8 protein-coding genes are annotated in these 10,828 nt (G+C 63.5%); all 8 read right to left on the bottom strand.

Annotation, left to right across the window (positions count from 1 at the left end):
- On the bottom strand, window positions 1-1,720 hold a 1,720-nt coding region (gene iolC, locus OX460_RS25475; RefSeq protein ID WP_289900337.1), incomplete at its 3' end, for a 5-dehydro-2-deoxygluconokinase.
- Window positions 1,721-1,732: 12 nt separating this feature from the next.
- A complete protein-coding gene (gene iolG, locus OX460_RS25470) occupies window positions 1,733-2,722 on the bottom strand; it encodes an inositol 2-dehydrogenase (protein WP_289900336.1) in 990 nt (329 codons plus the stop codon).
- Between the two features lie 70 nt (window positions 2,723-2,792).
- The gene (locus OX460_RS25465; RefSeq protein WP_289900335.1) at window positions 2,793-3,899 is read right to left on the bottom strand and encodes a porin; all 1,107 of its coding nucleotides are present in this window, start codon (window positions 3,897-3,899) and stop codon (window positions 2,793-2,795) included.
- 110 nt (window positions 3,900-4,009) lie between these two features.
- Window positions 4,010-4,843 (bottom strand): inositol monophosphatase, encoded by an 834-nt coding sequence (locus tag OX460_RS25460; RefSeq protein WP_099666580.1) that lies wholly within the window; start codon window positions 4,841-4,843, stop codon window positions 4,010-4,012.
- On the bottom strand, window positions 4,840-5,925 hold the full coding sequence (locus tag OX460_RS25455; protein WP_289900334.1) for an ABC transporter ATP-binding protein: 1,086 nt from the start codon (window positions 5,923-5,925) through the stop codon (window positions 4,840-4,842). Before OX460_RS25455 ends, OX460_RS25460 begins: the two co-directional genes overlap by 4 nt.
- A complete protein-coding gene (locus tag OX460_RS25450; protein ID WP_289900333.1) occupies window positions 5,922-8,096 on the bottom strand; it encodes an iron ABC transporter permease in 2,175 nt (724 codons plus the stop codon). The genes OX460_RS25455 and OX460_RS25450 overlap by 4 nt, the downstream gene beginning before the upstream one ends.
- A gap of 83 nt (window positions 8,097-8,179) precedes the next feature.
- Window positions 8,180-9,199, bottom strand: coding sequence for an ABC transporter substrate-binding protein (locus OX460_RS25445; RefSeq protein WP_099666577.1), 1,020 nt, complete (start codon window positions 9,197-9,199; stop codon window positions 8,180-8,182).
- A gap of 245 nt (window positions 9,200-9,444) precedes the next feature.
- The gene (locus tag OX460_RS25440) at window positions 9,445-10,731 is read right to left on the bottom strand and encodes an MFS transporter (RefSeq protein ID WP_099376599.1); all 1,287 of its coding nucleotides are present in this window, start codon (window positions 10,729-10,731) and stop codon (window positions 9,445-9,447) included.
- Window positions 10,732-10,828 lie beyond the last annotated feature (97 nt).

Raw genomic sequence — 10,828 nt, 5'->3', positions numbered from 1 at the left:
CCAGCAGGACGACGCCACGGCAATACGGATCGCGCTCGTGCACCAGGGCATCGATGGCTTGCCATTGCTGGGCTGACATGCTTTCCAGCTTCCACCATTCCGGGTAAATGCCCAGGTTGTACAAGCGCTTGACGGCGCGCAAGACCGTGTCGTCGTGCTGCGGCAAGGACTTGGCGGGAATAATTTCCAGCAGCAACTCATGGCCCGTGATTTGCGCCGCGTCATACAAGCCCTTGATCTGCGCTTCCTGTTCCAATCGGTTTTCCACGGTATCGTCGGGGTGCAACTGCACCAGACACTTGATCACGTGTTCCTTCGGCCACTGCGTCAGACGCGACGCCAGCGAGCGGCCCCAGTCGAATTGCAGCGGATTCGAGCCCGGCATCTCGACGGGACGGCCGATCCACCAGCCGCGCCCGGTCGCATCGTTGAGCGCATCGACGCCATAACGGTCATCGATCAGCACGCCCGTGCCGCCCTGCAAGCCACGCGCCGCCTCCGTCTGGCCCACGGCTTGCACGAACAGTTGCTTGAGCCGTGAAATTTTTGCCTCGTCGCTACCGCCCTGCTGGGCCAGTTCGAAAAATTGCGTGCGATGATCAAAAGCAAACACGCACAGTTCATTCCACTCCTTGCGCGCCACCGTCGTGCGGTGCAGGCGCGACAAGGTGGCGTCCTGGTCCGGTTGCGTCAGTTTCGCCGCATTGGCGAGGAAATAGTCGAGCTCGATGGGCGACGGCATGGCCGGCGCGCAGCCGTGGCGCGACACGACGAGGGCGCCGCAGCCATTTGCATAGCGGCAGCACGCCTCGTAATCCTCGCCGCGCAGCCAGCCTTTCAAAAAGCCCGAGAGAAAGGCGTCGCCCGCGCCCAGCACGTTCAGCACTTCGACGCGCACGCCCTGATAGTTGAAAGCCGCATCGAGACCGGCTGGAATGGCCGCGTCGATGACGGCGCAGCCCAGCGGCCCCCGCTTGACGACCAGCGTGGCACCGCTCACGGCCCGCACGGCGCGCAAGCTGGCCATGATATCGGCGCCACCGCCGGCGATCATGAATTCCTCTTCCGTGCCGACGATCAAGTCGAATTGCGGCAGGATCGCCTGCAAATGGCGCGTCACGCCGTCGTTGGAAACGAAGCGCGTTTCGCCGTCCGCCTTGCCGGAGAGTCCCCACAGCACGGGCCGGTAATCGATGTCGAGCACGGTGCGCACGTTGTTGGCGCGCGCCAATTTCAGGGCCTGCATGCTGACGGCGTGCATGGCAGCCGTCGAAAAATGCGTGCCGGTGATCAACAGCGCCTTGCTGGAAGCGAGAAAGGCGGCGTCGACGGCGGATGGCTCGATGGCCATGTCGGCGCAATTTTCACGGTAGAAAATCAGGGGAAAGGTGCTTTTATCCTTGATGCCCAGCATCACCAGCGCCGTCAAACGGTCGCGGTCGATGCCCACGTGGCTGACGTCGCACCCCTCTTTCGCCAAGGTGTCCGTCAAGAAACGGCCCATGTGGTCGTCGCCCACTTTCGACAGCATGGCGGACTTCAAGCCCAGGCGGGCCGTGCCGAAGGCGATATTCGCCGACGAGCCGCCCAGGTACTTGGCGAAACTGGTCGCGTCTTCCAGGGTGCTGCCGATCTGCTGCGCGTACAGGTCCACCGCCAGGCGGCCCAGGCAGATCACGTCCAGCGCGCGTCCCTGGGCAAATTCAGTCGTATTCTTCATGACATGCATTCCTTATGACAATTGCACGATGCGCTGTTCGCGCCATGACACGGTGGCCGCCTCGGCCAGTTCCAGTGCCTTCAAGCCATCATGGACGGTGGTGCGCAAGGGCGCGCCATGGGCAAATGCCTCGAAAAAGTGCGCCATTTCGCTGGCGTAGGCGGCGCGGTAGCGTTCCAGGAAAAAGTCTTCCGGCTTGTCGACGCTGACGTGCACTGAGCCATAGGCCGTCACTTCCGTCGGCTTGTGGTTGCCCGCCTGCAGCATACCCAGGCTGCCCAGCACCTCGAAACGCTGGTCGTAGCCGTAAGCAGCGCGGCGCGAAGCATTGATCTGGCACAAGCGTCCTTTCGCCGTGCGGATGGTGACGACGGCCGTGTCCAGGTCTCCCGCCGCGCCGATGGCCGGGTCGACGAGGCAGCTGCCCGTGGCGTGCACGCTGACGGCTTCATCGTCGAGTATCCAGCGGAAAATGTCGAAATCGTGGATCAGCATATCCTTGAAGATGCCGCCCGAGACCTGGATATAGCTGACGGGGGGCGGGCCGGGATCGCGGCTGGTGACGATGAGCAACTCAGGCGTGCCGATCTCGCCCGCCGCGATGCGCTGCCTGACGGCGGCAAACGTGGGGTCGTAGCGGCGCTGGAAGCCGATCATGCACAGCACGCCAGCATCCTTGACGGCAACGGCGGCGGCGCGCGCACGCTCCAGCGTCAGGTCGACGGGCTTTTCGCAAAAGATGGCCTTGCCGGCGGCCGCTGCGCGCACGATCAGGTCCGCATGCGTATCCGTGCTCGACGCGATCAGCACGGCCTTGACTTCAGGGTCGGCCAGCACCGCTTCCACGCTGGCGACGCTGGCGCCATGCAGGGCCGCCACTTCCGCCGCCGCGCCCGCATGCACGTCGACCACGTATTTCAGGCGCACGCCAGGCTGGCGCACCAGATTGCCGGCGTGAATGCGGCCGATGCGCCCGGCGCCGAACAATGCCACTTGAATCATTTCCATCTCCTTGATAGTCGGGATAATGCTGCCCGGAAATGCACACGTGTGCAAATCCGGGCAAAAAAGGTTAAAACAGGTGGATGACGCCCAGCATCACACCGCTGAGCTTGGCCCCCTTCTTGGTGGCGGCGAAGGCATTGCCGCCAAACGTGTAGTTGGCGTTCCTGTCGTTATTCGTTTGCGTGTAATAGGCGTAGACGGTGCTGCGCTTGGACAGGTAATACTCGTAGCCCAGGGTGGCCTGCTTGGCACCGCTGTCGTCGCCGCGCACCAGGGTGGTCGCCTTGATGGTCACGCTGCTGCCGTTGGGCGCGCTGCCGGACACGTCGCCTGCCACGCCGAAGCGGCCGATGAAGGAACCGCCGCCCGCCTTGTAGGCGCCCGTGATGGTGAAGTAGTCGCGCTGCAAGTCGCCGCCGGCCACGTCATACACCATGCGGTTCCAGGCCACGCCCACGTCGCCGCCGCCGAAGTTGTAATTGCCCACGGCGCGGAACATCTTTTCGCTGAAGCCGGGACGCAAGTCCTTGTGCTTTTCATAGCCGACGGCGCCCTTGATGGGGCCGTTCACGTATTGCACGATGCCCGAATAGATGCGGTCGCCGTTCGATGCCTCGTTTTCGCTGGCGCGGTAAATCGTGGCGCTGAAGCGTTGCAGCACGGGCGTACGGTAGCTGACGGCGTTCGAACTGCGGCGGTTGAAGCCTTCGCCGCCCAGCTGGGAGATGTTGGCGTCATCCTGGATGCCTTCGCCCACGAAACGGTTGGTGTAGCCGTTGATCTGGCGAATCGGCGTAGCGAAGCGGCCCAGCGCGATGCGGCCATAGGCGGGGTTTTCCAGCCCGACAAAGGTATCCTTGCTATTGATGACGCCCGTTCCATCGTCCAGCTTGGCATTGCCCTCGATCTGGAAGAAGGCCGTGTTGCCATTGCCCAAGTCTTCCCTTCCCCGGAAGCCGATCTTTGAGGAATTGTCCGATACGCGAGAAATGGATTCGCCATTCGGCGCCGTGGCCGAGCTTGACGTTTCGATACGGTCGAAGCCCGCATGGATGCGGCCGTACACGACGACGCTCGATTCGGCCAGCACGCAGCCTGGCACGGCCAGCAAGAATACGGCGGCGATCTTGTTCAACTGCATGGTGTTCATCTCGTTTTTCATCCCGTTTTTCATTTTGTCTCCTGCTTGTTTTTATGGTGGTGGATTACTCATGATGCTCAACAGTGTGTTGCCACTCCGCGCGTCCCTCGCCGGACGCCTGTCCTCCCTTTCAATAAATTTGCTCAGGCACAGCGCGGCAAGGCCAGCGCCGCCAGTTGCGGATACAGGCGGGGGCCGCCCACGAGGATGGGGTTGCCCTTTTCCAGGCCGTTATCGGCCAGGAAATCATTGCAGCGCCCGCCCGCCTCGTTGACGAGTACGATGCCGGCCAGGCAATCCCAGGAATTGATGTGCGGCTCGAAATAGCCGATCAGGCGCCCGGCCGCCACGTAGGCGATCATCAAGGCGCCGGAACCGTTGCGGATGAACATGCCGCCCTCTTCCAGCACGTCGAGCAGGAACGGTAAGAAGGTGTCGGTGCCCACGCGGTGCGAAAAGCCCACGCCCAGCACGCCGCCCTGCAAGCTGGCCACGTCGTTGACGCGCAGCCGCGTTTCGCCGGCCTTCGCCGCCACGTAGGCGCCCTGCCCCTGGCAGGCGTGGAACAGCTCGTCCGCATTCGGGTCGTACACGGCGCCGATGGCCGGCTTGCCGTCGACCAGCACGCCGATCGACACGCACCAGGCCAGCATGCCGTTGACGAAACAGGCCGTGCCGTCGATGGGATCGATGACCCACACGCAGCGCGCGTCCGACGCCCCGCCGCCCCGCTCCTCGCCCACCACGGCGTCGTCAGGAAAACGCGCGGCGATTTGCGCACGCACATAGTCTTCCACCATGCGATCGGCGATACTGACCATGTCCTGCAAGCCTTTTTCCTCGATCACCAGTTCCGTGCGGCGGTGAAACATGCCCAGCGCAATCTCGCCCGCCTGGCGGATGATGTGCCGGGCGTAGGCATAGCGCTCCAGGGTGGCCGCGTCGGCCAGTACCGCTGCCTGTGTCATATCTGTCATGCTTGTCCTCCAATGATGGCTGCGCCATGTTCGTGTACGGTCATGGCGACCGATGTGCCTTGCGTGAAAACCTGGCTCAAGTCGTGCGAGACGGCAAACAGTTCGCCGACCGGCGTGTCGAGCGTGTATTGCATTTCGCGCCCCAGGTAGGTGGCGCGCGCCACGCGCACCACCATAGCGCTGTCGGGCTGCGCGGGCGACAGCAGGATCGCTTCCGGACGCACGGCGAAACTCGCTTCACCGCTGCGCTGGCTGCGGCATGGCAGACGCAGCCGCAACTTGCCCATGACGCAGGTGGCCTTGCCGTCGGCCACCGCTTCGATCACGCCATCGACGATGTTCGCGTTACAGATGAAGTCGGCGACGAATTTGTCGGCCGGCGATTCGAACAGCTCGTGCGGCGTGCCCTTTTGCGCGATCACTTGCCGGTTCATCACAATGATCTGGTCGGAAATGGCCAGCGCCTCTTCCTGGTCATGCGTGACATACACGGCCGTCAAGCCCAGCTTGACCTGGATATCGCGGATCTCGTCGCGCACGCGGCGGCGCAGTTTCGTGTCGAGGTTCGACAGCGGTTCGTCCAGCAGCAGCACCTTGGGCTGCAGCACCAGCGAACGGGCCACGGCCACCCGCTGCTGCTGGCCGCCCGACAACTCGTTCGGGAAGCGCGCGGCGAAGTCGGCCAGGCCCACCAGGCGCAGGCTTTCCTGCGCCCGTTCCACGGCGCGCGGCTTGGTTTCACCGGACACGATGAGGCCGTAGCACACGTTGTCGAGCACCGTCATGTGCGGAAACAGGGCGTAGGACTGGAACACCATGCTGACGTCGCGCTCGGCGGCCGAGGTCAAGGTGACGTCCTCGCCGGCCAGCAGGATGCGTCCGGCGCTGACGCGTTCCAGGCCGGCGATCAGGCGCAGGGTCGAGGTCTTGCCGCAGCCGCTGGGGCCCAGCAAGGTGACCATGGTGCGCGGCGCGATCGTGAACGACACATCGTTCACGGCCAGCGCCTTGCCGTAGCGCTTGGTGACGCCATCGAATTCCAGCGCAGCGATGGCTGTTTCATGGGAAGTAAAGTGGTTCATGCGTAGCTCTTTTCCAGGTTGGGAACGACGGCCGGCAGCGTTTTTTCGGCGCTGACGCGGCGAAGGCGGCGCTTGCCGACCAGCAAATGGATCAATTGGATGCACAGCAGGATGACGACGATCAAGACCGTGGCGTAGGCAATCGCCGTGCCATAGTTGCCGTTCGACACCAGGCCGATGATGTAGGACGTGGCCATGTCGTAATCGGCGCTGACGAGGAAGACGACGGCCGAGATCGACGTGATCGAGCGCACGAAGCCATACACGAGGGCCGAGGCAATGGCCGGGCGCAACAGCGGCAGGATGACCTTGCGCATGGTGGTCCAGCTGCTGGCACCCAGGGTGATCGAGGCCTCGTCCAGGCTGCCGTCGAGCTGGCGCATGGCGGCGATACCCGTGCGCAAGCCCATCGGCATGTTGCGGAAGACAAAGCACAGGATCAAAATCGTCGCCGTGCCCGTCAACTCGATTGGCGCCGAGTTGAAGGCAAGGATGTAGCTGATGCCGATGACGGTGCCGGGAATGGCAAAGCTGAGCATGGTGCCGAACTCGAACGCGCTTTTCAGGGCGAATTGCTGGCGCACCAGCAGCCAGGCCGAGAGGATGCCGACAAAGGCCGTCAAGGGCGCGGCGATGGCCGAAATCGTCAAGGTGGTGAACAGCGACGGCCAGGCCTGGCCCGTCCAGTGCCAGCCGGAAGTGCCCGCCGTGATACCGAAAGCGTCGATGTAATGGCGCAAGGTGAAGGCGTTGTCCTGGCCCCAGTTATTCACGAAGCCGCCCGCCACCACCGTGCCGTAGATCAGGGCCGTGAAGGCGAACCATGGCAGGGCGATGGTCCACAGCATGGTTTTCAGGCGCGGGTTGAGCGAGGCGTGGCCGCCATGGTCGGCCTTGCCCGTCACCGTCACATACGATTTCTTGCCCAGCCACAAGTTCTGGATGAAGAAGGCGCCCACGGCAAAGGTCAGCAGCACGATGGCCAGGGTGGCGGCGCGACCCTGGTCGTTCGAGGCGCCCACCACGGAAAAGAAGATTTCCGTCGACAGCACGTGGAAGTTGCCACCCAGCACCATCGGGTTGCCGAAGTCGGCCATGCTTTCGATAAAGCACAGCAAAAAGGCATTGGCGATGCCGGGACGCATCAAGGGCAGCGACACCTTGACGAAGGTTTGCCAGCTGCTGGCGCCCAGGGTGCCCGACGCTTCTTCCAGCGAAGGGCTGACGCCCTCCACCACACCAATTAATGTCATGAAGGCAATCGGCGCAAAGGCCAGCATCTGCGACAGCCACACGCCCGTCATGCCGTACAGCCAGCGGCTCTGCTCGATACCGAACAGGTCGCCGACGAGGCCCGTGATGGCGCCGTTGCGGCCGAACAGCAGGATCAGGGCCAGGCCCAGCACGAAGGGCGGCGTGACGATGGGGAGTATCGTAATGGCGCGCATCGGGCGTACCCAGCGGCCATTGGTACGCGTCACCAGCAGGGCGAACACGAGACCGAGGAAGGTGGCCGACACGCCCGTCAGCAGCGCCAGCGCCAGGGTATTCCAGGCCACGCCGCAGCGGCCGGGGCCGGACACGCAATTGAGGCTCCAGATGCCGGGGTCCGCCAGGCGGCGCGCCAGAGCGGCGGCGCCCGTGCCGCCATCGTCCATGGGCTGGCCGGCGCTGACGAGGATCAGCGCGACGGGGAACAGCACGAACAGGGAGATCAGGCAAATGATGAGGCCGATGGCGCCGGCCACGAAGGCGTCGCCGCGGCACACGCCGCAGGCGGCCGCGCCCGAGGTGAGGAGGAACAGCAGGCACAGCGCCAGCAGCAGCGCGCCGAAGCCCAGGCCCGTGCTGGCGGCCAGCGGCCCCCAGCCCAGCCATGCCAGCCACAGCATGCCGGCGCCGCCGATGGCGATCTGGCCCAGGCCCAGGGTCTTGCGGTGAGGATTGCCGGCTACCAGGGCGGCGCTGGCGGCGATCAGGGCGAAGAACACGCCCAGCGGCCAGGCGCCGAACGACAGCAGGTGCAGCACGGCCGGTGCGCCACGGTCACTGAAGAACTGGCCGTCGCGCAACCATTCGCCGGCAAACAATCCCGCTTCCTGTTGCTGCCAGGGCAACAGGCACAACGCTGCCAGGGCGGCCAGCAGCCAGCCGTAAAATATCTTTTTCATGAGGTCTCTATCCAGCTAAGTAGACCCGCCGGCATGGCCATTGCGGCATGCGGCAGGTTCGGTACGATGACAGTCTTTACGCCTTAATTGCCAGCCGAATAAATCTGTGTCGTCCAGCGTTGCAGCAAACGCTTGCGCGTGTCCGAGGCGCCATACTTGGCGAAGTCGTAGTTGATGGTCTTGATGTTTTCCAGGCGGGGCGAGGCGGCGGGAATGGTGGCGGCCACATTGGACGGGATCTGGAACGCCAGCGCTTTCACGGCTTCGCTCTGCACGTCCGGACGCAGGGCGAATTCATAGAATTTCTTTGCCTGCTCCATGTTTTTCGCGCCCTTGACGATGCTCATCGAGCCGATCTCGTAACCCGTGCCTTCGCAGGGCGGCAAGACTTTCACGGGGAAACCGGCCACGGTGAGCTTCATCAGGTCATGCATGAAACCGATGGCCACGCCCGCTTCGCCGCGGCCCACGTCCTCGCCGGGCGCCACGCCCGCGTTCGGATACTTGCTGACGTTCTGCCCCATTTTCGCCAGGAAATCGAAGGCTTCCTCTTCGCCGAACAGCTGCACCACGGTGGCCAGCGCGTTGTAGGCAGCGCCCGAGGAGTTCGGGTTGGCCATCTCGATCTCGCCCTTGTAGGCGGGCTTGACGAGGTCTTTCCAGCATTGCGGCGGCGGCAGGTTTTTCTTCTTCAGCACGTTTTCGTTGTAGGCCAGGCCCAGGATGCCGATGTAGATGCCGACGGTGCGGTATTTGGCCGTCTCGGCCTGCTTGAGCGCCCACGGCTGCAGCTTGGGCAGGGTGGGCGACTTGTATTCTTCCGTATAGCCTTCGGCGGCCGCTTGCAGGTGCGGGTCGCCCGTGCCGCCCCACCAGATGTCCGATTTCGGGTTCGACGCTTCGGCGCGGATCTTCGCATACGCCTCGCCGGCGCTTTTCCTGATCATCGATACCTTGATCTTGCTTTCCGCCTCGAAGCGGTTCTTCATCAACTGGCACCACTCCATGTCGGCTGAACACAGCACGGACAGGCGTTCCTCGGCGGCCATGGCCGTCATCGGCAGGGCCAGGCTTATAGCAATCGCAACATTGCGCATCTTCATCGTCTCACTCCAAGTTTGTTGTCGTTGTGGTACTTCAGACCGCACCGCTATCTTGCGGTGTCACTGTCCCGGGATGTGCTTTTTCAAGACTTGCACTGCATTGCACACGTGTGCACACCTTACCACCAGCCGATTTTGACTGTCAACAAGAATCTCGGCAGGCGGGCGCCGTGGTGTTTTACCGACAAAAAAAGCCGCCAGCGTTGCAGCTGGCGGCTTTCGGGACCGGTGGGGTCAGAGGGGTGTTACTGCCAGGCTTCCTTGCCCTCGCGTGGCTTGCCTACCATCAGCAGCGCGCCCAGGGTCAGCACGGCTGCCAGCGACAGGTAATAGCCCACATATTGCAAGCCATAGTTCGTGGCCAGCCAGGTAGCGATGTACGGCGCCAGCGAAGCGCCCAGGATGCCGGCCAGGTTGAACGTCAGCGACGCACCCGTGTAGCGCACTTCGGGCGGGAACAGCTCGGACAACATCGTGCCCAGCGGTCCGTAGGTCATGCCCATCAGACCCAGGCCGACGGCCATGAAGACCGTCACTTCCCACGTCACGCCCGAACCGAACATGGGCGCGAGCACCAGGCCGAAGATGGCAATGGCGACGGAGACCCAGATCAGGGTGGCGCGGCGGCCGCGGCGGTCGGCCAGCACGGCCGAGAATGGAATCGTCAGGGCGAAGAACAGCACGGCAAACAGCTGCACGACGAGGAATTCCTTGCGCGTGAAACCCAGCTTGGTCGTACCCCAGCTCAGCGCGAACACCGTCATCAGGTAGAACAGCACGAAAGTGGCCAGGGCGATGATGGTGCCCAGGAACAACATGCGGCCATGCTGGCGGAACACGGTGGCCACCGGCAGTTTGACGACCTCGTTCTTGTCGATGACTTTCTGGAAGTCCGGCGTTTCCGTGATCTTCAAACGCACGTACAGGCCGACGATGACCAGCAGCGCGCTGGCGAGGAACGGGATGCGCCAGCCGTAGCTGAAGAATTGCTCATCGGTCATGGTTTCGCTCAGCAGCAGGAAGATGCCGCCCGACAGGAAGAAGCCGATCGGCGCGCCCAGCTGCGGGAACATGCCGTACCAGGCGCGTTTGCCCGGTGGCGCGTTTTCCGTGGCCAGCAGCACCGCGCCGCCCCACTCGCCGCCCAGACCCAGGCCCTGGCCGAAACGGCACAGCGCCAGCAGCAGCGGCGCCAGGGTGCCGATGGCGGCATACGTCGGCAACAAGCCGATGATGACGGTGGAGATACCCATGGTCAGCAAGGCGGCCACGAGGGTGGCCTTGCGGCCGATGCGGTCGCCGAAGTGACCGAACACGGCCGAACCGATGGGACGGGCGAAGAAGGCGATGGCGAACGTGGCCAGCGACTGCAGCACGGCGGCCGACGGGTCGCCGGCGGGGAAGAACAGTTTCGGGAACACCAGCACGGCGGCGGTGGCGTAGATATAAAAGTCAAAGAACTCGATGGTGGTGCCGATCAGGCTGGCGAACAGCACCGTGCCGGGGGAATTTTTCTTGGGGGGGGTGCTCATTTACTGCGCTCCTTGGGGAGGGTGTCTAAAGGCCATTCTCTGGATGTTTTTTCAGGCAGCAGCACAGCACGTTGTCTCCGTGTCGTTCGCATATCAT

It is taken from the genome of Janthinobacterium sp. SUN033 (assembly GCF_030397595.1).
In the GTDB taxonomy this organism is placed as follows: domain Bacteria; phylum Pseudomonadota; class Gammaproteobacteria; order Burkholderiales; family Burkholderiaceae_D; genus Janthinobacterium; species Janthinobacterium kumbetense.
Note: the sequence above shows the minus strand (reverse complement) of the source record. Positions and strands in the feature narration are given on the sequence as shown.